This window comes from Microbacterium sp. Z12_35, assembly GCF_058310475.1.
Window position 1 is genome coordinate 2,316,965 of the sequence record NZ_JBZEGJ010000001.1, and the last position, 24,245, is coordinate 2,341,209.

A 24,245-nucleotide genomic window follows, 5' to 3' on the forward strand; every position below is an offset into this window, starting at 1 on the left:
ACGACGAAGCGCCGACCGGGAACGACGAAGCGCCGACCGGCAGCGGAGTCGCTGCCTGTCGGCGCTTCGGGGAGCGGGGCGTGCCCGCGGGGATCAGCCCTGGGCGCGGCGGTTGGGGCGCGCGTTGCCACGCACCACGTCACCGACGCGGAGACCGCCCGAGCGCGAGCCCGATCCGGCGGCGCCGGTCGAGCGCGAGCCGGCACCGACGGGGGCGGCACCGGCGCCGCGGCGACGGCCGTTGCCACCGTTGGATCCTGCCGAGCGCGAGGGCGCAGCATCCGCAGCCGGACGGCTGCCGGAGCGTGAACCGCCGCCGGAGCCGCCGCGAGCGGGACGGTTGCGCTGCGCGTTGCCGCCCTGCGACGAGCCGCCACCGCGCTGCTGCGGAGCCTGGACCGGGGCCGGAGTGACGTAGGCGGCGACGTCGCCGACGAGGGCGGTGACCTCGGCGGACTCGGGCGTCACCGGGGTGGGCGTCGCCGAGATCGCGGCCTTGCGGAGGATGTCGAGCGTGTCGCGACGCTGCTCGGGCAGCATCACGGTCACGACGTCGCCGGCGCTGCCGGCGCGAGCCGTGCGGCCCGAGCGGTGCAGGTACGCCTTGTGCTCGACGGGCGGATCGACGTGCACCACGAGGGCGATGTCGTCGACGTGCACGCCGCGGGCGGCGACATCCGTTGCCACCAGCACGCGGGCGGTGCCGGCGCTGAACGCGGCGAGGTTGCGGTCACGCGCCGGCTGCGACAGGTTGCCGTGGAGGTCGACCGACGGGATGCCCGCTGCGGTCAGCGTGCGCGCCAGCTTCTTGGCCTGGTGCTTCGTGCGAGTGAAGAGGATGCGGCGGCTCGAGCCGGACGCAAGGGCGCGGACGAGGTTGTTCTTGGCCGTGGCATCCGCGGCGACGAAGACGTGGTGCGTCATCGCGGCGACGTGCGACGTGGCTTCGTCGACCGAGTGCAGCACCTCGTTGCGGAGGAACTTGCGGACCAGCTTGTCCACGCCGTTGTCCAGCGTCGCCGAGAACAGCAGACGCTGTCCGCCGGCGGGGGTGCGGGTGAGGAGGCGGGTGACACCGGGAAGGAAGCCCAGGTCGGCCATGTGGTCGGCCTCGTCGAGCACCGTGATCTCGATGTCGTCCAGGCTCGCGTAGCCCTGACCGATGAGGTCCTCGAGGCGGCCGGGGCAGGCGACGAGGATGTCGACGCCTGCAGCGAGCGCCTCCACCTGACGGCGCTGGTTCACTCCGCCGTAGACGGTCGTGGTCGTCAGGCCGTACGCGGCAGCGAGCGGCTTGATGACGGCGTCGATCTGGTTGGCGAGCTCACGGGTGGGTGCAAGCACGAGCGCGCGGGGCTTGCGGCCCCGGCGGGTGGAGGGCTTGGCACCCAGGCGGGCGACGAGCGGGAGCGAGAAGGCGAGGGTCTTGCCGGAACCGGTCTTGCCCCGGCCGAGCACGTCGCGCCCGGCGAGCGTGTCGGCGAGGGTGTCGGCCTGGATCGGGAACGCCTCGGTCATGCCCTGCGAGGCAAGGACGTCGACGAGAGGAGCGGGAACGCCGAGATCGGCGAAAGTAGAAGAGGTCATGTGTCTTTCATGCCGGCGCGCAGACGCACGCGCGGCGATTCAGGATGCGGCGCCGTCGGGGAGAGGGCCGCAGGATGGCGAAGGCGTCGGGTGACGCATCCGTTCGCCGTGAAAGTTCGGGCCCGAAGGCCGATGCGTTCGACGACGCAGGGAGCAGAAAAGCTCCGCAGTTCCCCCAGTCTACCGGGCCCCGCGGCCTCCGCGGACCACGCGACGCGCGAGCGGGCTACAACGCCTTCCGCATCTGCTGCGTGACGACGTGGTAGCCGGAGGTGTCGTACAGGCCGACGGCGGTCGCGTTGTGCGCGAAGACGTTCAGTTCGAGCGCCGGCGCCCCCGCAGCCCGCGCCACCTCCTCCACCGCTCCCAGCAGCGCCCGGCCCCATCCCGATCCGCGGCGCTGCTCGACGACCTCGATGTCCTGCAGGAACGCGACATCCGGCAGACCTCGCGGATGGTCCAGTGACACCCACGCGTGACCCAGCGCGTCTCCGGCGGCGTCGGTCGCGTGGAGGATCAGCATCCGAGGCGTATCGACGCCCTGGGGCAGCTGCCGCACGATCGCTTCCCGCGCGAGTTCCACCGACCCGGCCGCGTGCCAGTTGCCGGCCGCCACCTGCTCGTTCGCCAAGAGCCTGGCGACCGTCTCGACCCACCCCTCGTATTCCGCGTCGTTCATCTGCCGCAGCAGCACATCCCTCACACCGAAATCCTGACATCCGGCACATCCATGACGTCGTGGCTCCGCAAATCTGTGGATGAGTGCGCCGACGGCCGCGCTCCTCCCGGGCACCTCCCCGCACGGCGACCGCCGCCGCGTCAGGCGGCGCGCCAGCATCCCTCGACATGGTCGTCGACCATGCCGGCGGACTGCATCAGCGCGTACATCGTCGTGGGGCCGACGAATCGGAATCCGCGCGTGCGCAGCGTCTTGCTCATCGCCGTGGACTCGGGGGTGACCGCCGGGGTGTCGGCGAAGGACGTCAGCCGCGCGCGTGGAGGGTCGGGGGCGAACGACCACAGCAGCCGGTCCAGTTCGCCCTCATCCATCTCGGTGACGCGCCGGGCGTTGGAGATGGTGGCCTCGATCTTCGCGCGGTTGCGGATGATGCCGGCATCCTGCATCAGGCGCTCGATGTCTTCGGGGCCGAACTCCGCGACGAGCGCCGGCTCGAACCCTGCGAACACCTCCCGAAAGCGGGGGCGTTTGCGCAGGATCGTGATCCACGCGAGTCCGGCCTGGAACCCCTCGAGGCTCATCTTCTCGAACAGCGCCCTGTCGCCGTGCAGGGGAAGGCCCCACTCCTCGTCGTGATAGCGGCGGTACTCCGCGTCATCCCCCGCCCACGCGCAGCGCGCGATGCCGTCGGGTCCGATCCGCACGTCGGTGGTCACGGCGCCACCCTATCGGCGGGCGTCGACACGCGCGCCGCCGCCTCCGGCCCGCGGCACCCGGCATCATCCAGAGGCCACGAGAGGATGGTCGGGTGAGCTCTTCCGACCCGCATCCCGACACCGTTGCCGCCGATATCCTCGAGGCCCGGCTCGAAGACCGGCGGATGCATCCGATCGCCAAGGCGACACGCGTCGCCGCGACGTTCGCGATGGGGTTGCTCAGCGGCGGCGTCGGTGTGGACGACGCGCTCCCCGGGATGCATCTCGTCGTCGCGCGCAAGGACACCGGGGCGGAGGTCCTCCGGCTCGCCGCCGGTCAACCCCAGGAGGCCGACCGCATGCTGCAGTCCACCCGCCGAGACCTCGACACCATGACCGTCGAACAGTTCGTGCGGTCATGGCGCGTCGTCGAGGAGTGAGCTACTTCGCCGCGGGCTTCTTCTCTGGCACGGGGGCGTTACCGGATGCGGCGAGCGCGGCGTAGTACGCCGCTGCCTCGTCCTGGCGGGCCTGCTCCGCGCCCGAGGCGATCGGCGCACGGACGTGCTCGGGTTCGTAGCCGAACGCGTCGACGAGGTCCTGCGCGTGGGGGCGGAGGCGGAGGCACAGCCGGTCGATGTAGCTCGAGACGGCGGCGGCACGCTGGGCCGACAGGCGTCCGTGGATCAGGTACCAGGCAAGATGCTTCTCGATGACGCTCAGGCCGAACAGGTCGCGCAGCCACGTGAGCACGCGCTTCGTACCGGCATCCTCGGTGCGGTTGACCGCATCCGTGAACGCCTCCCAGTGCAGCAGCTCGCCGTGCGCGCGGGCTGCCTCGATCAGTTCGGACTGGTTGGCGTTGAACAGCGCCGCGGCCTCATCGGGGGAGAGCTTGGATGCGGGGCGGAGGCGCCCGGCGACGTCGGCGACCATCTGCTCCACCCGGCCGGCGAGCAGCTCATGCTGCTGATCGGTGCGGAGGCCGCGCTCGACGGCGCGGGCCTTCGAGCCGAAGTCACTGACCGCCTGGCCGAGCTGGCGGAGACCCGCACCGTGGAAGACCTTGCCGGCGGTCTGGCCGACGGCGAATGCGGCCAGGGCCTTGGCATCCTTGCCCTTAAACTGCGCGGCGTAATCCGACAGCAGACGCTTGCCGACCAGCTGCAGCAGGACGTTGTTGTCACCCTCGAACGTCGCGAAGATGTCGAGGTCCTGCCGGAGGCTGACCAGACGGTTCTCGAAGAGGAACCCCGCACCACCGCAGGCTTCACGCGCCTCCTGGAGGGTGTCCAGGGCGTGCCAGGTCGAGAGGGGCTTGAGCGCCGCGGCGAGGGTTTCGAGGTCTTGCCGGTCTTCGTCGGTGTCGGTACGGCCGCTGAAGACGGCGTCGAACTTCTGGAGGAATTCGTCGTGCGCGAAGATCTGCGCATAGGTCGTCGCCACCCGCGGCAGCAGCCGGCGCTGGTGCTTGCCGTAGTCCAGCAGGACGACCTCCGGGGTGCCCCGGCCGGAGTCGAACTGCCGGCGCTGGTTGCCGTAGGTGATCGCGATCTTGAGGCCCAGCGCCGACGCCCAGGCGGCAGCGCCGTCGAGGGAGATGCGGCCCTGCACCAGCGTGCCGAGCATCGTGAAGAAGCGGCGTCCGGGGCTGGAGATGTCGCTCGTGTACGTGCCGTCGGGGGCGACGTCGCCGTAACGGTTGAGGAGATTCGTGCGCGGGATGCGGACGGAATCGAAGTGGAGGCGGCCGTTGTCGATACCGTTCAGCCCGCCCTTGAGCCCGTCGTCCTCGCCGCCGATGCCCGGCAGGAACTGTCCGTTCTCGTCGCGGAGCGGGACGTAGAAGCAGTGCACGCCGTGGTTGACGCCGTTCGTGATGAGCTGCGCGAAGACGGTGGCGGCGACGCCGTGCAGGGCCGCGTTGCCGAGGTAGTCCTTCCACGCACCGCGGAACGGCGTGTGGATGACGAATTCCTCGGTCGCGGGATCGTAGGTCGCCGTCGTTCCCACGGCCGCGACATCCGATCCGTGTCCGGTCTCGGTCATGGCGAACGCGCCGGGGATCTCGAGGCTCATGATGCCGGGCAGCCACTTCTCGTGATGCTCGGCATTGCCCAGCTGCAGCACAGCCGCACCGAACAGGCCCCACTGCACGCCCGATTTGATCTGCAGGCTCGGGTCGGCCACGACAAGTTCCTCGAACCCGGCGATGTTGCCGCCGTTGTCGTCGGAGCCCCCGAAACGCGTCGGGAACGCGCGGTGCACGGCCTTCTTCTGGACGAGCAGGTGCAACTGGGTGAGGACGCGCTCGCGGTGCTCGTCCATCGACAGTCCGTCGACGCGCCAGTACGCGGGGTCCTTGATCATCTCGCGCGCGGTGCGGCGCGTCTCGGCCCACGTTCCCAGCAGCATGTCGGTCACGGCGGCGACGTCGATCTGGGCTTCGGATGCCTCCGCCGCGGTGTGCGCGGCCGTCGGGGCACCACCGGCGGGGGTGCGCGTGGACTGGGCGGGGGTGGTGGGACGGACGGTGGCATCAGCCATGTTCGAGACCTTTCGGCAAGACGCGGATCGACCATCACCGTAGGACTTCCTACAAGCTGCGGCCAACTCCGGTGGCCCTTTCCCACAAAGTCTCCGCGTCGCCGAAGCCCCCGACCTTGTGCGTTCCGACAGTGCCCTCACCGGGGGGACACTGGACCCATGCGCGATGAGAGCGTGACCCTGCGCCGGTGGGGGCCGGACGACCTGCCGCTCCTGGAGGCGGCAAACACTCCGGAGATGACGCGACTCCTCGCCGGGCCGGAAACGCCGGAACAGCTCCGGGATCGCCACGCGCGCTACCTCCGGCTGAACGACGCGGGCGAGGCGTGGATGTTCCGCATCGAGGTCGGCGGCGAGCCGGCCGGGGGAATCGGCTTCTGGCCGATCGAGCACGACGGCGCGGCCGCGTACGAGGCCGGCTGGAACGTGCTTCCGCCCTGGCAGGGCCGCGGCGTCGCGCGGGAGGCGGTCCGGCTTCTGCTGCGGTACGTCGCGGATGACTCGCCCCACCGCGATCACCTGTACGCGTACCCCGACGCCGCGAACGCCGCATCCAACGCCCTGTGCCGTTCCGCGGGCTTCGCCGACGTGGGTGAGCGCGACTACCCCTACCGGGACGCCGTCCTGCACGTTCGCGTCTGGGAGCTGGATCTGACTCCGCTGTCGCTCGGCGGGCGCACGCCCGATGTCGAGGAGAGCTTCAGCGAGCTCGACCCGGCCCGATGGTGGCCGTACTACACGCCGCACTGGTCGTCTCGGGCTCGAACGGCCGCGCGGTACGAGCTCGATGACACCGGACTCGTGCTGCGCGTCGACGCCGGGACCGCCCCGTGGGCGCCGCAGCTCGACGGGGAGGTGCGGGTGTCGCATCTGCAGACCGGGCAGTTCAGCGGCGGCGTCGGCTCGGCGATCGGCCAGCACCGGTTCCGCGACGGCCTGATCGTGCGGGAGGAGCAGCCGCGCCATCGCGGCTGGCTCGTGCGGCACGGCGTCATCGCGGCACGGTTCGCCGCGATCCGTCACCCGGACGCGATGGTGGCGCTGTGGCCGATCGGGTTCGAGGAACAGCCCGACGACTGCGGCGAGATCTGCATCGCGGAGATCTTCGGATCAGAGCTGGACGACTCCGGAGGCTGGGTGGGGGTCGGGGTCAAGGCACAGCGCGATCCGCGACTGCGGACCGACTTCGACAAGGTCCGGGTCCGCGGCGACCTCACCGCGATGCACGACTACGCCGTCGAGTGGACGCCCGAGCGTTTGCGCTTCTTCATCGACGGGAGATGGGTGAAGGCGGTCGGACAGCGGATCGACTACCCCGTGCAGTTGATGCTCGACGTCTACGAGCTTCCCGGCGAGGCGCCGCGCGACGTGTCGCAGCATCCCTTGCTCTTCCGGGTGGAGCGCATCGCCTCGTACCCGCCGGCGCCCAGCCGCGAGAAACCACAATCCGGCTGAGAAACCACGCGACGCGGCCTTTCTCGTCCGAGATGTCGTTTCTCGGCGAGGCCCGGATCAGTCGCCGCCGCGGAAGAAGCGGTCGCCGGTTGCGAGAACGACCCGCGCTTTCTGCGGAGCCGCCAGGCGATCCTGGATGCCGCGCGCGAACTCTTGCTCACGCAGGGGCCTACCGCGGTCACGCCCCACCAGATCGCGGCCCACGCCGGCATCGGCCGCGCCACCGTCTACCGGCATTGGCCGCAGACCGAGCAGCTCCTCGCCGAAGCGATGGCCACCGTCCCCATGCCGTTCTTCGACTCCCCCGCCTCTCCGTTCCGCGAGTGGCTGATCCGCGAATTGACCTCCCTCGCACGCCAACTGGAGAGCGATGCCGTGCGGGCGGTCGCCACGACCCTCGCCCACGCCGCCCTCTGGAACCCCGGCATGGATGCCAGGCGTGCCGGGTTCGCCCGAGTCCTATCGGACAAACTCGCCGCCGCCCTCACGGAAGCGGAGCGGCTGGGCGAACTCTCGTCGTGGGTGGGACCCGAGGCGAGCACCGCCCTCGCCGTCGGGCCGCTCTACTATCGGGCGACCATCGAGCGCGCAGCCGCCGACACCGCCCTGATCGAGCGCTGTGCCGATTCTCTCGGCACCTGGCGACCCCCCTGACGCGCTCCGTCGGCGAGAAACGACATCCCGGGTGAGAAACGACGCGTCGCGGCCTTTCTCGTCCGGATCGTCGTTTCTCGCGCGGGAACGGAGGGAGCAGCGGGGGGACGGGGGGCGTCAGTGGGCGGCGACGACCGAGAGGATGCTGTCGCCGTAGGCTTCGCGCTTCTTCGCGCCGATGCCGGTGACGCCGTCGAGATCCGCGAGCGACGCGGGGCGGGCCGCGGCGAGCGCGCGGAGCGTCGCGTCGCCGAACACGATGTACGCGGGGACGCCCTGCTCGCGGGCCTGTTCCGCACGCCACGCGCGCAGGGCCTCGAACAGGTCGCGGTCGCCGGCACCGACCGACTCCGCCGCGGAAGACTTGCGCACCCGCGCACCGCCGCCGCCGGTGCGCCCGAGGGTGTCGCGGCGCAGCGGCACCGCGGTCTCGCCACGGAGAACCCCGCCGCTCGCCTCGGTCAGGGCGAGCGTTCCGTAGTCGCCGCGCCCGACCAGCAGCCCGCGCGCGAGGAGCTGACGGATGACGCTCCGCCAATCCTGGTCGGAGAGGTCGGCGCCGATGCCGTAGGTGGAGAGCTTGTCGTGGCCCTGCTGCGTGATGCGCTCGGTGCGGGCGCCGCGCAGGATGTCGACGAGGTGACCGGCGCCGTAGGACTGGCCGCGCTCCCGCTGCAGCCGCACGATCGTCGACAGCATCTTCTGCGCCGCAACGAGTCCGTCCCACGTCTCCGGGGGTTCGAGGCACGTGTCGCAGTTGCCGCACGGCCCCGCGTCTTCGCCGAAGTACGCGAGCAGGTTCTGCCGGCGGCATCCCACCGTCTCGCTGAGTCCGAGCATCGCGTCCAGGTGCTGGCCCAAGCGCATCTTGAACGTGCGGTCGCCGGGCGACTGGTCGATCATGCGACGCTGCTGCACGACGTCGCCGAGCCCGTAGGCGAGCCACGCGACCGCGGGTTCGCCGTCGCGGCCGGCCCGCCCCGTCTCCTGGTAGTACCCCTCGACGGATTTCGGCAGGTCGATGTGGGCGACGAAGCGCACGTCGGGCTTGTCGATGCCCATGCCGAACGCGATGGTCGCGACCATCACCACGCCGTCTTCGCGGAGGAACCGCGACTGGTTCGCCGCGCGGACGGACCCATCGAGCCCCGCGTGGTACGGCAGCGCATCGATCCCCTGCGCCCGCAGGAACTCCGCGGTCTGGTCGACCGTCTTGCGGCTGAGGGCGTAGACGATGCCGGCCGGCTCCGCCTCGTCCGGCCCGTCTCCCTGCTGGAGGGAGCGAATGAAGGACACCAGCTGCTTGCGCGGCTCGACCTTCGGCGCGATGCGGTACTGGATGTTGGGGCGGTCGAAGCTGGCGACGAACTGGCGCGCGCCGTCCAGGCGGAGGCGCTCCACGATCTCGCGCGCGGTCGCGGGGGTCGCCGTGGCGGTGAGCGCCATCCGCGGAACGCCCGGGAACCGGTCGGCGAGGTCGCCGAGGGCGAGGTAGTCGGGGCGGAAGTCATGGCCCCACTGCGACACACAGTGCGCTTCGTCGATCGCGATGACGCTCAACCGCCCGCGGGCGAGGAGGTTCAGCGTCTGCGCGCCGTTGAGGCGCTCGGGAGCGACATAGAGAAGGTCGAGGGTGCCGGCGAGGTACGCCTGTTCGACGGCCTGCCGCTCCCCCGCGGTCTGCGTGGAGTTGAGGTACGCGGCGCGCACGCCGTTGGCCACGAGCGCGTCGACTTGATCGTGCATGAGGGCGATGAGGGGGCTCACCACGAGTCCCGTGCCGGGCCGCACCAGCGCCGGCACCTGGTACGTGACGCTCTTGCCCCCGCCGGTGGGCATGAGGACGACAGCATCCCCGCCGCCGACCACGTGCGCGACGACGTCGGCCTGGTCGCCGCGGAACTGGTCGTACCCGTAGACCTCGTGCAGCACCTCGCGCGGATCGCGACCGGCGAAGTCCCGCGTCGCCAGACCGAGTCCCGCCGCTGTCGAGCCGGAGGAGACCGCGGTGGACGAGCGAGGGGATGCGGCGCCCTGGCGTCCGCCGACGGAACCGACCGCAGCATCCATCGGCGGGGGAGGCGCCTCGAGGTCGTCGGGCGGACCGAACTGGTCGGGATCCCACTCCATCCCGGCGTAGGGATCATCCGGCGGCACATCGGCGTACGGGTCGCCGGACAGGGAGTCGGGGCCGGCGAACGTCACCCGTCCACGGTAACCCGCCCCGCCGACCCTCCGGTGCGGTTACCCCCTCGCCCGCGCCGAACCACGCGAAACCGTCCCGAACCACGCGAGTCCCCGCGTCACGAACCCCCAGGCCGCTCCCGTCCGCGTCACGCCTCCGGGGCGTGCAGCCGCGCGAGGAAGCGCTCGGTCCGCAGCGGAGCGCCGTCTCGGTCCAGAAGCGAGACTCCCACCATGACGGCGGTGCTGAGCGGGATGGTCCACGCCGCCGGCTGAGTGAACACCACCGACCACGCCCCCGCATCACGCGCGAGTGCGCCGCCGATGAGTGCGCCGCCGCACGAGACCGCCCCCACCACCATCCCGGCCACCGCACCGCGCGCGGTGAGCCCGCGCCACCACACGCCCAGCAGCAGCACCGGAGACAGGCTCGACGCGGCGAAGACGAACACGAGCCCGACCGTGGACACGAGGCCCTCGGGTACCGCCACGAGCGCGACCGCCAGCGGCACGGCGGTGCACAGCACGGCCGACAACCGGAAGGAGCGGACGCTCCCGCTGAAGAGGTCCTGGCTGAGCACGCCCGCCAGCGACACCACGAGTCCCGACGACGTGGCGAGGAACGCCGCAAAGGCCCCCGCGACGATCAGGGCGGTGAGAAGCTCCCCGAGAAGCCCGGGGAGCACCCGGGACGGAAGCGCGAGGACCACCCCGTCCGCGACGACAGGCTCGGCCATGTCCGGCGCCACCACCCGCGCGATGAGCCCCATCGTGGATGACACGGCGTAGAAGACACCGATCATCGCGACCACGAGCACGGTCGTCCGCCGCGCCGACCCCCCGTCGGGGCTGGTGTAGAACCGCACCAGCACGTGCGGCAGGCCGATGGTGCCGAGGAGCAGCGCCACCATGAGGGATGCGGTGGCGTAGGCGTCGGCGCCGGCCGGTCCGCGATCGGGCGGGAAGACCGCCCGAGGGTCGACCTCGTATCCGCCGCCGCTCAGCGCCACCAGGAGGAACACCGCGGGCACCAGAAGCGCGGTGAGCTTGAGCCAGTACTGGAAGGCCTGCACCGCCGTGATCGCCCGCATCCCGCCGGCGGCCACGATCCCCGCCACGAGCACCGCGACGAGGACGGCACCCACCCACGGCGGCAGGTCGGCGACCACGCCGAGGGTGATCGCGGCGCCGTGAAGCTGCGGGACGATGTAGAGCCATCCGATGACGAGCACCACGATGCTCGTCACCCGGCGCGCCGGAGCCGACTCCAGTCGCGCGTGCACGAAGTCGGGGATCGTGTACGCGCCGCTCCGCCGCAACGGCGCCGCCACGAACAGCAGCACGAGAAGATATCCGGCGGCGTACCCGACCGGGAACCAGAAGCCCTCAGCGCCGGAGAGCAGCACGAGCCCGGCGAGCCCGAGGAAGGTGCCGGCGGAGAGGTACTCGCCGCTGATGGCGGAGGCGTTCCACACCGGCCGGACGCTGCGCGAGGCGACGAAGAAATCGCTCGTCGTCCGCGACAGACGCACGCCCGCGAAACCGAGAACGGCGCTCACCACGACGAGAAGCCCGATCGCGGCGAGATCGAGGACGGCGTTCACGTGTCGTGCTCCGGTTCGACCAACACCCGATATCGCCGTTCGTTGCGCGAGGCACCCCGGGCGTACACGATCGCGAAGACCAGGATGATCGGGTAGAAACCGTACGCGTGCATCAGCCACGACAGCGGCACGCCGAACACGAGCGGGTCGCCGGCGGCCGGCAGCAGGAAGAGCACTCCCGTGAGCGCTCCCGCGACCACGACGAATCCGAGCAGACTGGCCAGAGCGAGCCGGAGCTGCGCACGCACGAGTCCGCGCGTGAACACCGCTTCAGCCTCGTGCGAGCCGGCGCCGGGCACGGGGATGCTCCGCGTCGTGGTGCGAGGGCGCCGGGCGTCGGATGCGGTGACCCGCACGCGCGCGGGCGGGCGGTCGCCGCTCATCCCGGCGCCCGGTCGGGGCGGACGAGCGCCTCCCGGACGGCGGGGATGAGGCGTCTGCTGACGGGCAGTTCGATCTCCGGGAGCACGACGGTCGGGTTCGGGCCGGTCAGCCGCACCGCCACCACCGCATCCCGGTGCACGAGGAACGACCGGTGCACGCGCACGAATCCGGCTCCCGCCCACCGTTCGGCGAGGTCGGAGAGCGGTGCGCGAACGAGGTGGTCGGCGCCGGTCGTCCACAGGCGGGAGTAATCGCCCTGCGCCTGCACCCAGCGCACGTCGCTGCGGCGCACCATCCGCGTGATCCCCCCGATCGTCACGGGGATCGTCTCGTCGCCGCCGCCGACGGCCCCGCTCCCGGCCACCCCGCTCCCGGCCGCCCCGCCCCCGGCCCCGGCCTCCAGAACGCGCGTGATCGCCCGGCTCAGCCGTTCGATCCGGACAGGCTTGAGGACGTAGTCGACGGCCTCGAGGTCGAACGCCTCGACCGCGCCGGCATCATCCGCCGTGACGAAGACCACGGCCGGTCGCGTGCGCAGTCCGGAGAAGGCGCGGACGAGTTCGAACCCCGTCATGCCGGGCATGTGGATGTCGAGGAACGCGGCCTGCACGAGCCCCGATTCGAGGATGCGGATGCCCTCCGCGCCGTTGCGCGCGGGGTGGACCTCCCCGATGCGTTCGTCAGCGCGCAGGAGCGCGACGAGTTCTTCCAGGGCGGGCGGCTCGTCATCGGCGACGAGCACGTCGAGGCTCACCCCGGCCCCGTCTCGTGCAGCGGCTGCGACTTGGGCACGCGCATGCGCACCAACGTACCCGCGCCGAGGTTGGTCTCCACGACGAGCCCGCCGCCGCTGCCGTACAGCTGACGCAGGCGGGTGTCGACGTTGCGGAGGCCGACGTGCGCCGACGCCGAATCGGCGTCCAGCAGCGCCGCGAGCTCGACCGGGTCGATCCCTGCGCCGTCGTCCTCGACGGTGATCTCGGTGTGCGTGCCGTCATCGAGTGAGGCGAGCGTGATGACGCCGCCGCGGTCGCCGGGCTCCAACCCGTGGCGGACGGCGTTCTCGACGAGCGGCTGAACGGACAGGAAGGGGATCACGGTCGAGAGCGTCTCGGGGGCGATCAACAGCCGTACGGTCAGCCGCTCACCGAATCGCGCGCGCTCCAGCTCCAGGTACGAGTGGATGCTGCGCAGCTCCTCGGCGAGCGTGGTGAACTCCCCCTGCCGACGGAAGGAGTACCGGGTGAAGTCGGCGAACTCGAGCACGAGATCACGAGCCCGGGGCGGGTCGGTGGAGATGAACGAGGCGATCGCCGTGAGGGCGTTGTAGATGAAGTGCGGGCTGATCTGGGCCCGGAGCGCCCGGAGTTCCGCCTCGGCCAGCGCCGTGCGCGATGCGTCGAGCTCGCCGAGCGCGAGTTGCGCCGCGCACCACGCCGCGACGTCGCCGGCGGCTCGGACGAGCGGTCCTCGGACGGGACTGGCGAAGGCCACCACCGCGCCCCACACCACGTCGCCCACGACGACCGGGGCGCCCACCGCATCCAGTGCCGACCCGTCCGGGCGCGAAAACACCTGCCGACGGCCAGTCTCGCGTACTCTCGCCGCGACCCGGCGCGCGGCGGCGTCGAGATCGCCCGGGCCGTCGAGGGCGACAGCATCCCCCGGCCCCACGATCGCGACAGCCGAGCTTCCGAGGAGCGTCCGCAGATGTCGCGCCGCCCGCTGGGTGTCGGGCTCGGCGCGTCCGCCCCGCAGGGCCGCGGCGGCCTGCGCCGCGACGTGCAGCGTGCGGTGGGTGGCCCGCTCGGCGTCGCTCCCCAGGTCGCGCGAGGCGCGCGCCAACCGGCGGGCGAACACGAGGGCGAGGGTCAGGAGCACGCCTCCGGCGACTCCGACCGCCCCGCCCAGCAGCGCGGCGTCGGGCATCCTCCGAGCCTAATCAGCAGCAGCGCGCGCCGGGGTTGCGATCCTGCTCATCCGAACGCGCCCGCCAGAACTCGCGCTCCGTCATCGGCTGCTGGTGGGGGTGCATCCGGCGCAGGTGCGCGACGTAGGTGTCGTAGGCGCGGTCACCCATCAGCGTGGTGACGTACCAGTGGATGCTCCGGCCCGCCGCCGCGACCGTGCCGCGCACGCGCGCCCACCACCCGGCGTCGGCGGGTGCGCGCACGGGCTCGGCGGGTGCGCGCACGCTGTGGACGAGGGGGGCCGGAGCATCCATCGGAATCATGTCGGTCCGCACTCAGGAGTGCGCGGCCGCCTTCCGGTCCGCGCGGGTCTCGGTCGGCGGAAGCGCCTCCCACTCCTTCTCGATCTCGCGTTCGGCCTTCGTGGCGACGAAGCCGGCCGGTGCGAAACGTCGTGAAGGCTCGGGTGCATCTTCCGTATCGGCGCCACCGCCGCGGAGCACGGCCTTGACGGCCACCCCCACGGCGATCGCGATCACGATGATCGCGAGAGTGACGAAGATGATCGAGAGTGTGCCCTGCACCGCCGTGTTGCGGACCACGGCCTCCATGGCCGCCCGGCTCGGGGCGGTGCCGAACTCGGTGAGACCTTCATCCAGCGCCGCCCGGAAGGCGAAGTGGTTGGCCCAGTACCCCACCTGCGGCACCGGCGAGAAGATCTTGTACATCGACGCGGTGATCGTCACGACGGACGCGAAGGCGAGGGGCAGCGCCACGATCCACAGCCACTTCGCGTAGCTGCGGCCGCGCTTCGCGACGATGGCGAGGACGACGGCGAGGGCGATCGCGGCGAGGAGCTGGTTGGCGATGCCGAACAGCGGGAAGAAGGTGTTGATGCCGCCGAGGGGATCGGTCACACCCAGGATGAGGATCGACCCCCAGCCGGCGACCATGATCGCGGTGCAGATCCACACACCGGGGCGCCAGGAGACATCCCGGAACTTCGGGACGAGGATGCCGATCGAGTCCTGCAGCATGAACCGTGCGACGCGGGTGCCGGCATCGACGGCGGTGAGGATGAACAGCGCCTCGAACATGATCGCGAAGTGGTACCAGAACGCCATCAGCGCCGGTCCGCCCAGTGCCGCCTGCATGATGTTGGCGAGCCCCAGCGCGAGGGTGGGAGCCCCGCCGGTGCGCGAGACGATCGATTCCTCGCCGACGGCCTCGGCCGTGGAGGTGAGCATCTCGGGGGTGAGCGGGGCGCCGGTGAGGCCCAGGTTGTTGACGAAGGCCACCGCACCCTCGACCGTGCCGAGGGTCGCCGCCGGCGACGAGTTCATCGCGAAGTAGATGCCCTGGTCGATCGAGATCGCCGCCACGAGCGCCATGATCGCGACGAACGACTCCATCAGCATCCCGCCGTACCCGATGAAGCGCGTCTGCCGCTCCTTCTCCAGCAGCTTCGGCGTGGTGCCCGACGCGATGAGGGCGTGGAAGCCGGAGAGCGCTCCACAGGCGATCGTCACGAACAGGAACGGGAAGATCGGGCCGCTGAACACCGGGCCGAGCTCCCCGCCGGCGAACTGGCTGAACGCCGGCACCTCGATCTCGGGCCGCACCAGCACGATCGCGCCGGCGAGCATCACGATGACGCCGATCTTCATGAACGTCGACAGGTAGTCGCGGGGGGCCAGGAGCAGCCACACCGGCAGCACGGCGGCGATGAAGCCGTAGATGATGATGCCCCAGGCGATGGTCGTGCGGTCGAGGGCGAAGATCGCCACGCCCCACTCGGTGGAGGCGACCCATCCGCCCGCGATGATCGCGGCGATCAGCAGCACGAAACCGATGATCGAGACCTCCGTGATGCGGCCCGGACGTATCCAGCGCAGGTAGCACCCCATGAACAGCGCGATCGGGATCGTCATCGAGACGCTGAAGACACCCCACGGGCTCTCGCCGAGGGCGTTGACGACCACGAGCGCGAGGATCGCCACGATGATCAGCATGATGAGGAGGCTCGCCAGGATCGCGGCGGTGCCGCCGATGCGGCCGAGCTCCTGACGCGCCATCTGCCCGATCGTGCGGCCGCCGCGGCGCATCGAGAAGAACAGCACGAGGTAGTCCTGGACGGCTCCCGCGAGCACCACACCGACGATGATCCAGATCGTGCCGGGGAGGTAGCCCATCTGCGCGGCCAGCACGGGCCCGACGAGGGGTCCGGCGCCCGCGATCGCGGCGAAGTGGTGGCCGTACAGCACGCGGCGGTCGGTGGGGACGTAGTCCTTGCCATCCTGCCTGCGCTCGGCCGGCGTCGCCCGTCGGTCATCCGGACGCGTGATGTAGCGCTCGATCACCTTGGAGTAGAAGCGGTAGCCGATGGCGTACGTGCACACTGCGGCGAACACGAACCAGATCGCGTTGACCGTTTCCCCGCGGACGATGGCGAGCATCGTCCAGGCGACACCGCCGAGGAGGGCGACGGCGACCCACAGCAGGATCTTCGGCCACGTCCAGGTGGTGCGCAGCCGCTCGGCGGGCACGGCGACGGGGGGCAGGAATGGGTCTGTGGCGAGCAGGGGCTCGTCGGCGGAGGGCCGGGGCGATGCGGACATGGTGCTCCTCGGATGGCGCGTCATTGCGTACCCGTCGAGGTTACGAAGCGACTCGTCGGCTCCGCGGATGGGGGGTCCGCGGTGCGATGAGCGGCAGCATCCGTGCGCCGAGCGGCGCGCCTTTTCGGCGCGTGCGGAACAGAGTGAGGTCGGCCTAGGTTGGACAGAGGTAACCGGAAGGGGTTGGGATGACCGCCGACATCACTGTCACCCGCAACGATGAGAAGTCCCGCTACGAGATCCACGTGGGTGACGAGGTTGGCGGGTACGTCACGATCGAACCGTCCGACACCGGGTCGGTGGTGGTTCCGCACACCGAGATCGACCCCGCATTCAAGGGCGAGGGGCTCGGGTCGAGGCTCGTCGGCGAGGCGCTTGCCGATCTCGCCCGCCGCGGTGACACGGTCACCCCGACCTGTCCGTTCGTCGTGCACTACCTGCGGGAGAACGAAGTCGCGGGCCTGATCGTGGACTGGCCGACCGAGGAGGACGGCGAAGAGGCTGCCACCCCGTCGGAGAGCCCGGGATGACCCGCCGGGACGCCGCCCCTCCGCGGGCGGAGTCCCCTCTTTAAAGCGACGCAGTACTCGCTCAGCGCCGTGACCCGGTCCCTGAGCGAGGGAGCGTAGCGACCGAGACGAAGGGCATCCCGCGCGGCACCCGGAGCACCGGTCCCTGAGCGAGGAGCGCAGCGACGAGACGAAGGGCAAAGCAGCGCGCGACGCCCGGACGCTTCGTCTCGCTGCGCTCGCTCAGCGACCGGGGAACGGCGGCCGCGCCGCTCAGCGACCGGGGAACGGGGCCGCGCCCCCTCAGCAGCGACCGGGGGAAACACGGACGTTCTCGCTCAGCGAGCGGGAAGCATCCCCCAGCCCGTTGGTGCCCGGGCCGGGGGATGCCGCGGATCAGCGGTAGACCACGAAGCCGCTCACACCCGTCGACGCCGCCACCGTGTCGCTACCGCTGTACTCCGCGATCACGACCTTGACGCCCTTCGACTGCTTCGGCAGCGGAATCGTCACCGTGCCCTCGGCGAGGGTGCCCGAGTACGCCCGGCCGTTCACCCAGACCTCGACATCCCCGGTCGCCGCCGCTCCGCCCGACGGGGTGACCGCCACGGTGACGGCGTAGTCCTGCGACGACGTACCGATGTAGCGGTTGAGCGTGACCTTGGTCTGCGACGAGAACTTGACGAACACCCCGGCGCTGTCGGCCACCCCGGGCGTGGGGTTGCCCTCAGCGGTGGCGGTCACCCGCACCGACAGGGTCGTGCCCACGTCCGCTCTGGTCACCTTGTACGTCTTTCCCGTGGCGCCTGGGATCGGCTGACCGTCGCGCAACCATTGGTAGGCGATGGTCACGTCGGCCGGATCCCAGGTACCCGGCGTCGCCGTGAGCTTCTTCCCCACGCGCGGGTCGCCGGAGATCGTCGGCGCCTCGGTGGCGGCCGGCGGCGCCAGGCCGGAATCGACGGTCAGCACGGTGCGAACCGACGACTCGCCGTACTGCGCGACGCCGAGGTACCGCGTCGACGGCTGCAACCCCGTCCACGACAGCGCATAGGTCGTCGCGACGCCCTGCTGTGCCGGGATCGGGTTCGGCGTCGCCGTCAGCGCGCCTTCCCCGCCTTCGGCCGGCACGTTGCCGTGCCGCAGATCCCACGTGAACGGCTCGACGAACGCGAACACGTTCACCTCGACCAGGTAGGTCCCGGCGGTCGGCTCGTGCAGGGTCACCTGTTCATCTGCGGCGCCGCTGGCCGACTGCCACATCTCGTAGTAGCGAAGGTCGTCGGGGCTGACCACGCGGTACACGAACAGGTCGAGGTCGCTGGTCTCATCATCCGAGGAGTCCAGCGAGAACCGCGACAGCTCCGTGCCCTCGGGCACATCCACGGTCCACCTGACGTAGCCGTCCTCGTCGGCTCCGGAGGTCTCATCGCCGGAGTGGCCCTCGACGGGATGGGCAGGATCGGTCAGCAGCGTCATCGGTGCGAGCCCGCTGAGGTTCACCGGCAGGTCACCCGTGATCCCGGGCGTGATCGTGACGTCGGTGCTGCCGCTGATTCCGGTGCCCGACACCTCGGCCGGAGCATCCGCCGTCACCGGCTGGATCACGATCGGTGAACGGACGGTCGTGTCGCCGCTCGTCCAGGTGAGCCGGCCGCTCGTCCACTCCTCGGCGGGAGCGCCGTCGCGGGTGAAGGTGACGGTGTACGACTGGGTCTCCCCAGCCGCCCCGAAGGTGAGGGATGCCGGCTCCACGACCGCGGTGATGCCCGGTACGTCGACGGCTGCGGTGAAGGTCCCCGCCTGCGTCGACGTCACCGTGCGCGTCACGGTCTGCGGCGTGGAGAGTGAACCGATCGCGATGGAGGCGAGGTTAAGGTCGCTGCCGTCGATGGGTTCGACGCCGAAGTCGGCCAGACCCTTGCCCTGCAGGTACGCGGCCCAATCGTCCGGGCCGTTGAGGTACAACAGCCCCGGCTCGAAGAACCGCGTCGGGTCGACATGGCCGGCCCCCTGCGCGAACGGATCGGTGTTGGTCGACCCGTCATCGTTCACCGTGTCGTACGCGGTGGTCATCATGGCCGACTTGATCTCGGCGGGCGTCGCGTTCGGACGCTCCCCCAGGTACAGCGCAGCCAGTCCGGCGATGTGCGGCGCCGACATCGACGTGCCCGACTTGAAGCCGAACGTCGCGTCCTCGCCCTCGGCATTGTGGGTCGGGGCGAGGATCGCCACGCCCGGCGCCGTGATGTCGGGCTTGAGGATGTCACTGCCGTCGGCCAGCATCGGGCCGCGGCTGGAGAACCCGGCGATCACCGGGGTGGGGGTCTCCACGCCCGTGACATTCTCTCCGAGCAGGGTCGCCGTGGCATCCGGGGTGTTGCGGACGTAGTCCAGCAGCGCGGCGCGGTGCGTGTCCGCGATGTGCACGGTCGGCACGGAGTGGAAGTCGTTGTCCAGCGAACCGGGTGTGACGTTGACGAGGATCATGCCGATCCCGCCCGCCTCCTCCACGGCCTGCGACTTCTCGATGCGGGCATTCCCACCGCGGTCGCACACCACGATCTTTCCCTCGGCCCCGGCCGGGTCGATCGCATCGAGGTAGCAGAGCGCCGCCTGAGCGGGGTCGGCCCCCGCTGCCACGATGTCGCCGGCGTAGACGACGGGACCCGTCACCTCTTCGCCGGCAGGCACCGAGACCGTCGCGCCCGCCGCCTGGAAGCCGTTCGGCAACTGGACGGTGCCTTCGTACGTGGGAATGGTGGATGCGGCGACCGTCATGTACCAGGGGGACGCGTGGTCGGCCGTGGCCGCACCCGGCCCGGAGTTGCCGGCGCTGGCGGAGACGAAGATCCCCGCTGCGGCGGCGTTGAAGAACGCGCGGTCCTCGGTGGCGAGGGTGGTCGTGGCCGATCCGCCGCCGATCGAGTAGTTGAGAACGTCGACGCCGTCGTTGACGGCGGAGTTGATGGCGCCCAGCAGATCGCTCAACGCGCAGATGTCGTCTGTGTTCACCAGAGGATCGGGGCCGGCGAAGCAGGCCTTGTAGGCCGCGACCTTGGCACCCGGCGCCACACCGGACATCTCACCGAAGTCGACACCCTCGACGCTCGCGGCAACCGCGTGGTTCCCCGCGGCGGTGCCGGCGGTGTGCGACCCGTGCCCGTCGTTGTCGCGCGGCGAGAGGAAGTCGGAGGAGAAGTCGAAGCCGGCTGCTGCGGCACCCGAGCTGAAGTACTTCGCACCGATGAGCTTCGTGGAGTAGTCGTCGGCGCTCCAGGCTTCACCGCTCACGCGCTCGCTGCGGAACGTGGTGCCGTCGGCCTTCGCGAAGACGACCTCGTTCCCGTCGAGATACGGTTCCTCGCCGGGGGTGGTGCCCAGAGGCTCTCCCGCGAACGAGGGGTTCTCCGGCGCGATGCCGGTGTCGACGACGCCGACCACGGTGCCTTCGCCCGCCGCCTCCGGCCCACCGATCGCTTCCCACACACCGCCGCTTCCTTCGAGTCCGAGGAATTCGGTCGAGGGGACGGCGTCGGGGTGACGAATCTCATCGGGAACGACGGCGGCCACGCCCTTCGTCGCCGACAGCTTCGCCGCCTGCTGAGAGCTGAGCTGCGCGCTGAACCCGTTGACGGCGAGCGTGTACGAGTAGTCCCGGTCGACACCCGCTTCGGCAGCAACCTCCTGCTGACGGTTGTCGAGGAACTCCGTGTACTCCTGCACCTCGGGCGAACGCGCGTCGAGCTTGTCGCCCTCGTCGGGCTTGGTGGCGCGCAGGTCGGACTCGCCGCCGTCGTACGTCGCCGCCGGCGCCTCATCCAGAAGGACGATGTACTGGCCGCTGGGCGCGTCGATCGGAACGGGCGTGTTCACGTCTGCCACCGCCCCGTAGCCCGCGGTGGCTGTCGTTCCGGTGAACAGTGCGGCCAGTGCCACGATCGCGACCGACCGTAAGGGTCGACCGAAGGTGCCTTTCAAGGGCATGTGCGCTCCAAGTGGGGGGATGATGTGAGCGATGCGCGCGTCGTCAGCGGCGCGCGTTCGACCAACATAGCTCACAGCACAATCTCAGCCAATGGTCGGTTTCCGTTCATGGATGACGGCGCCGGCTGCCCGAGAACTGCGCGGAGTACGCTGAAACGGTGGCCGCGGCATCCCGACTCCCCACGCGCGTCCTGCTGATCTGCGCCGCCATCGGCGTCGCGACGGGGCTGCTGTCGGCCGGTTGGGCCCTGCTTCATCTGATGGCTGCCGCCGGCGCTGTCGCCCTCTATGGCCTCGTGCTGGGTTTCCACACGCTGCCCGGCGTCATCGCCCAGGAGTTGCTGCGCCAGCCCTGGGTGGCTCTGATCACCCACGCGATCGCGGCGATCGTGGCATCCGCCATCGCTCCGGCTCTGCTCACGGGATACCTCCTCGCCGCCGTCGTCTTCGGCGGTGTGCAGGAGGGTGTGGCCGCTCTCACGCGGTACCGGCGGTGGAACCCGTGGCGCTTCTTCCTCGCCGCCGTCGTGACGGGTGTCGTTCTCGCGATGCCCCTGTGGTTCGCCTTCGACATCGGGGAGCTGGAGCCCTGGGCCCAGGTCGTTTTCGTGGCGCTGTTCCTGCTCGGACCCGTCGCGTGGACCGGAGTCGGCCTGGCCGTGGGAGCGGGCCTCCGCCGCGCGGGCGTCGCGCGCACCGCGGCGCGGCGGTGACCGCCGCATCCCCGGCCCCCCTGCTGCGGGTACGCGATCTGGCGATCACGCACGACTCCGCCGACGCCGCGACACCGTCCGGGGTGAGCTTCGACGTCGCCCCCGGCGAGGTGGTGCTGATCCTCGGTCCGAGCGGGTCGGGCAAGTCCACGCTGGCGCTCGCGTTGAACGGACTCATCCCGTCGGCCGTGCCCGCCACGGTCTCCGGCACGGTCGAGGTGGCGGGCAGGGATGCGGCCACCACGGCCGTGTCGACCCTCAGCACCTACGTCGGCATGGTCTTCCAAGACCCGGACGCGCAGATGCTCACGGGGTCGGTGCTCGACGAAGTCGCCTTCGGGCCGGAGAACCTGCGGCTTCCGGTCGACGAGGTCCTTCGGCGCGCGGAAACGGCGCTTCGCCGCGTCGGACTGTGGGAGCGGCGCACCGTCAACCCGGATCGGCTGTCCGGCGGGGGGCGCCAGCGGCTGGCGATCGCCGCGGCACTCGCGCTGGGCTCGCCCCTCCTCGTGCTCGACGAACCCACCGCAAACCTCGACCCGAGCGGTACCGAAGAGGTCTATGCGGCGCTGGCCGATGTCGTCGCCGCCGGCGACCGCGCCATCGTGCTCATCGAGCACAACCTCGACGCCGCGGTGGGCCTGGTCGATCGCGTCGTGGTGCTGGATGCCTCGGGAAGGCTCGTCGCCGACGGTTCCGTGGACGCGGTGCTGCGTCAGCGCGCGCAGGAACTGCACGCGATCGGCGTGTGGCTGCCGACATCCACCCTCGCCGCGCTGCGTCTGCGCCGCGCCGGCTATCCGCTCGACCCTCTCCCGCTGACGCCGGGAGAACTCCGCGCCGGGCTCGAGCGGACTCCGGCTGTGGGGACGGGAGCGGCTGCGGAACCGGCTCGGGGCGGAGATGGTGCTTTGGGGCGCACCGACACGCGCCCCAAAGCACAGAATGCGCCCCGAACCGCATCGCGCGGAGCGGAGGCGTCGTCGGCCGCAGAGGGCGCGGCGGACCGGTCGGGCGCGGCGGCCCGGTCGGGCGCGGCGGACCGGTCGGGCGCGGCGGGCCGGGAGCCGATGGTGCGCGTGCGCGGACTCACGCTCAGCCGCGGGCGTGGAACAGCCCGCACCACGGTGCTCGAGGGCATCGATCTCGATATCGCTCCCGGCGAGTTCGTCGCCGTGGTGGGGGCCAACGGCGCCGGCAAGACCACGCTCGTGCAGGCGATCGCCGGTGTTCAACGTCCGCCGCGCGGCGCGGTCCTGCTCGCCGGGGTCGACGTGCACCGTGCCGACCCGCGCACGCTCGCGCGCTCGGTCGGGTTCGTTTTCCAGAACCCCGAGCACCAGTTCATCGCGCAGACCGTCTTCGACGAGGTCGCGCACGGCCTTCGGATGCAGCGACTTCCCGACGACGTCGTGCGGGACCGGACCGAGGAGGTGTTGCGCCGTTTCGGGCTCGACCGGCACGCGCACCTCCACCCCTTCCTGCTCTCGGGCGGGCAGAAGCGGCGGCTGTCCGTGGGATCGGCGCTCGTCGCCGGTGCCCGCGTGCTGGTGCTCGACGAACCGACCTTCGGTCAGGATCGGGAGCGGGCGGACGAATTGATGGCGCTGCTGGACGAACTGCGCCGCGACGGCACGACCATCGTCATCGTCACGCACGACATGCACCTGGTCGGCGAGCATGCCGACCGTACCGTGGTGCTCTCGGATGGCCGGGTGGTGGCGGCAGCATCCACGTCCGATGTCTTCGCCGACGAGGCTCTGCTGCGCGCGGCGGGACTCCGACCGCCACCGCTTCGCGTTGCGCTCAGCGCCCTGTCCGGGCATCCAGAGCTCGCCGGCGTCACGCGCCTCGCCGACCTCCCCGGTGGCACCGGATGAGAGGTCCGCGCGACCCCTACGCCGCCAGCCCCCAGGCGCGAAGCCGCTTCCTGCCGAGCCTCAATCCGCTCGCCAAGCTCGCCGGCCCGCTGCCGGCGATGGCGATGCTCCTGTTCGTCCGCGACCTGGCGACCCCGGCGGCGTTCCTCGTCATCGCCTACGCGACGCTGCTCATCGGTGCGACGTGGTCGGCGCGAGCCGCCACCACGCTTCTCCTCCTTCTTCCCGCCGCCGTTCTCGCGGTGGGCCTGGGTTTCTCCGTCTGGGCCGACACCGGCGACGTGGATCGGTCGGCCGTGGTGCTGGACCTCGGCTGGTGGACCCTCTACGGCGGCGCGCTCGAGGTCGGATTCGCCACCGGCCTGCGCCTGGGCGCGATCATCGGCCTCGCTCTCATCGCGGGGCTGACGACCACGGGTCCGGATCTCGTGCGGTCGCTGGTGCAGCAGCTGCACGTGCCCTACCGGATCGGGTACACGGCGCTCGCCGCGATCCGTTTCGTCCCTCGGTTCGGCTACGAGCTCGAGGTCATCCGTCGGGCGCACCGCATCCGTGGCGCCTCCGGGGGGCGGGGGCCGGTGGCGGCAGTGGCGCGCTGGGGCGGATACCTCGTGCCGCTGCTGGCCGGCGCCATCCGGCACGCGGAGCGCGTCGCCCTCGCGATGGACGCCCGGGCTTTCGGAGCGTTCCCCGACCGCACGGAGCGATACGTGGTGCCGTTCCGCGTGCGCGACGGGGTGTTCGTCGTGGCGTTCTGGGCGCTGTCGGCCCTCGTCTTCGCGGAGCTGCATCCGTGGCGGCTGGGCTGAGTCGGCCCGGCATCCCGGGCTCCCCGCGCG

The 24,245-nt window shown here is 71.1% G+C and carries 19 protein-coding genes; 7 read left to right on the plus strand and 12 right to left on the minus strand.

The genetic code is table 11. The features are described 5' to 3' along the window. Positions 1-93 precede the first annotated feature (93 nt). The 3 genes from AC4FS1_RS11135 to AC4FS1_RS11145 all read right to left on the minus strand — a co-directional run bounded on the left by AC4FS1_RS11135 (position 94) and on the right by AC4FS1_RS11145 (position 2,982). Positions 94-1,587 (minus strand): DEAD/DEAH box helicase, encoded by a 1,494-nt coding sequence (locus AC4FS1_RS11135; RefSeq protein WP_491155010.1) that lies wholly within the window; start codon positions 1,585-1,587, stop codon positions 94-96. A 226-nt stretch (positions 1,588-1,813) separates the two neighbouring features. Next, positions 1,814-2,290, minus strand: a complete 477-nt coding sequence (locus tag AC4FS1_RS11140; protein ID WP_491155011.1) for a GNAT family N-acetyltransferase — start codon at positions 2,288-2,290, stop codon at positions 1,814-1,816. Between the two features lie 116 nt (positions 2,291-2,406). Continuing rightward, positions 2,407-2,982: a DNA-3-methyladenine glycosylase I gene (locus tag AC4FS1_RS11145; protein ID WP_491155013.1), complete on the minus strand. Its 576-nt coding sequence runs from the start codon at positions 2,980-2,982 to the stop codon at positions 2,407-2,409. A gap of 92 nt (positions 2,983-3,074) precedes the next feature. On the opposite strand from AC4FS1_RS11145, the gene AC4FS1_RS11150 reads away from it, so the two are divergent. After that, positions 3,075-3,401 carry a hypothetical protein gene (locus AC4FS1_RS11150; RefSeq protein WP_491155014.1) on the plus strand — a complete coding sequence of 109 codons (327 nt, stop codon included), beginning with the start codon at positions 3,075-3,077 and terminating at the stop codon, positions 3,399-3,401. Position 3,402: 1 nt separating this feature from the next. On the opposite strand, the gene AC4FS1_RS11155 is transcribed toward AC4FS1_RS11150, so the two are convergent. Next, positions 3,403-5,508 (minus strand): acyl-CoA dehydrogenase family protein, encoded by a 2,106-nt coding sequence (locus AC4FS1_RS11155; RefSeq protein WP_491155016.1) that lies wholly within the window; start codon positions 5,506-5,508, stop codon positions 3,403-3,405. Between the two features lie 159 nt (positions 5,509-5,667). Here AC4FS1_RS11155 and AC4FS1_RS11160 point away from each other — a divergent pair, with 159 nt between their 5' ends. Then, complete coding sequence (locus tag AC4FS1_RS11160) at positions 5,668-6,963, plus strand: GNAT family N-acetyltransferase (protein WP_491155018.1); 1,296 nt, start codon at positions 5,668-5,670, stop codon at positions 6,961-6,963. 132 nt (positions 6,964-7,095) lie between these two features. Then, a complete protein-coding gene (locus tag AC4FS1_RS11165) occupies positions 7,096-7,617 on the plus strand; it encodes a TetR/AcrR family transcriptional regulator (protein WP_491155710.1) in 522 nt (173 codons plus the stop codon). 117 nt (positions 7,618-7,734) lie between these two features. On the opposite strand, the gene recQ is transcribed toward AC4FS1_RS11165, so the two are convergent. The 7 genes from recQ to AC4FS1_RS11200 form a co-directional block, all read right to left on the minus strand. After that, positions 7,735-9,747 (minus strand): DNA helicase RecQ, encoded by a 2,013-nt coding sequence (gene recQ / locus AC4FS1_RS11170; protein WP_491155712.1) that lies wholly within the window; start codon positions 9,745-9,747, stop codon positions 7,735-7,737. A 203-nt stretch (positions 9,748-9,950) separates the two neighbouring features. After that, on the minus strand, positions 9,951-11,405 hold the full coding sequence (locus tag AC4FS1_RS11175) for a sodium/solute symporter (RefSeq protein WP_491155020.1): 1,455 nt from the start codon (positions 11,403-11,405) through the stop codon (positions 9,951-9,953). Next, positions 11,402-11,788, minus strand: coding sequence for a heavy metal transporter (locus tag AC4FS1_RS11180; RefSeq protein ID WP_491155022.1), 387 nt, complete (start codon positions 11,786-11,788; stop codon positions 11,402-11,404). The genes AC4FS1_RS11175 and AC4FS1_RS11180 overlap by 4 nt, the downstream gene beginning before the upstream one ends. After that, positions 11,785-12,543 (minus strand): LytR/AlgR family response regulator transcription factor, encoded by a 759-nt coding sequence (locus tag AC4FS1_RS11185; RefSeq protein ID WP_491155024.1) that lies wholly within the window; start codon positions 12,541-12,543, stop codon positions 11,785-11,787. Before AC4FS1_RS11185 ends, AC4FS1_RS11180 begins: the two co-directional genes overlap by 4 nt. Continuing rightward, the gene (locus tag AC4FS1_RS11190) at positions 12,540-13,718 is read right to left on the minus strand and encodes a sensor histidine kinase (protein WP_491155026.1); all 1,179 of its coding nucleotides are present in this window, start codon (positions 13,716-13,718) and stop codon (positions 12,540-12,542) included. Before AC4FS1_RS11190 ends, AC4FS1_RS11185 begins: the two co-directional genes overlap by 4 nt. A 13-nt stretch (positions 13,719-13,731) precedes the next feature. Continuing rightward, positions 13,732-14,013: a YbdD/YjiX family protein gene (locus AC4FS1_RS11195; protein ID WP_491155028.1), complete on the minus strand. Its 282-nt coding sequence runs from the start codon at positions 14,011-14,013 to the stop codon at positions 13,732-13,734. 21 nt (positions 14,014-14,034) lie between these two features. Beyond that, positions 14,035-16,317, minus strand: a complete 2,283-nt coding sequence (locus AC4FS1_RS11200) for a carbon starvation CstA family protein (protein ID WP_491155030.1) — start codon at positions 16,315-16,317, stop codon at positions 14,035-14,037. Between the two features lie 188 nt (positions 16,318-16,505). On the opposite strand from AC4FS1_RS11200, the gene AC4FS1_RS11205 reads away from it, so the two are divergent. Then, on the plus strand, positions 16,506-16,847 hold the full coding sequence (locus AC4FS1_RS11205; protein ID WP_491155032.1) for a GNAT family N-acetyltransferase: 342 nt from the start codon (positions 16,506-16,508) through the stop codon (positions 16,845-16,847). Positions 16,848-17,222: 375 nt separating this feature from the next. Here AC4FS1_RS11205 and AC4FS1_RS11210 read toward each other — a convergent pair whose 3' ends face one another. Next, a complete protein-coding gene (locus tag AC4FS1_RS11210) occupies positions 17,223-20,813 on the minus strand; it encodes a S8 family serine peptidase (RefSeq protein ID WP_491155034.1) in 3,591 nt (1,196 codons plus the stop codon). A gap of 158 nt (positions 20,814-20,971) precedes the next feature. Here AC4FS1_RS11210 and AC4FS1_RS11215 point away from each other — a divergent pair, with 158 nt between their 5' ends. The 3 genes from AC4FS1_RS11215 to AC4FS1_RS11225 are packed head-to-tail and all read left to right on the plus strand — an operon-like array spanning position 20,972 to position 24,215. Then, positions 20,972-21,526 carry an ECF transporter S component gene (locus AC4FS1_RS11215; RefSeq protein ID WP_491155035.1) on the plus strand — a complete coding sequence of 185 codons (555 nt, stop codon included), beginning with the start codon at positions 20,972-20,974 and terminating at the stop codon, positions 21,524-21,526. After that, positions 21,523-23,406 (plus strand): ABC transporter ATP-binding protein, encoded by a 1,884-nt coding sequence (locus AC4FS1_RS11220; RefSeq protein ID WP_491155037.1) that lies wholly within the window; start codon positions 21,523-21,525, stop codon positions 23,404-23,406. The genes AC4FS1_RS11215 and AC4FS1_RS11220 overlap by 4 nt, the downstream gene beginning before the upstream one ends. Continuing rightward, positions 23,403-24,215, plus strand: coding sequence for an energy-coupling factor transporter transmembrane component T (locus AC4FS1_RS11225; protein ID WP_491155039.1), 813 nt, complete (start codon positions 23,403-23,405; stop codon positions 24,213-24,215). Before AC4FS1_RS11220 ends, AC4FS1_RS11225 begins: the two co-directional genes overlap by 4 nt. Positions 24,216-24,245: the final 30 nt, after the last annotated feature.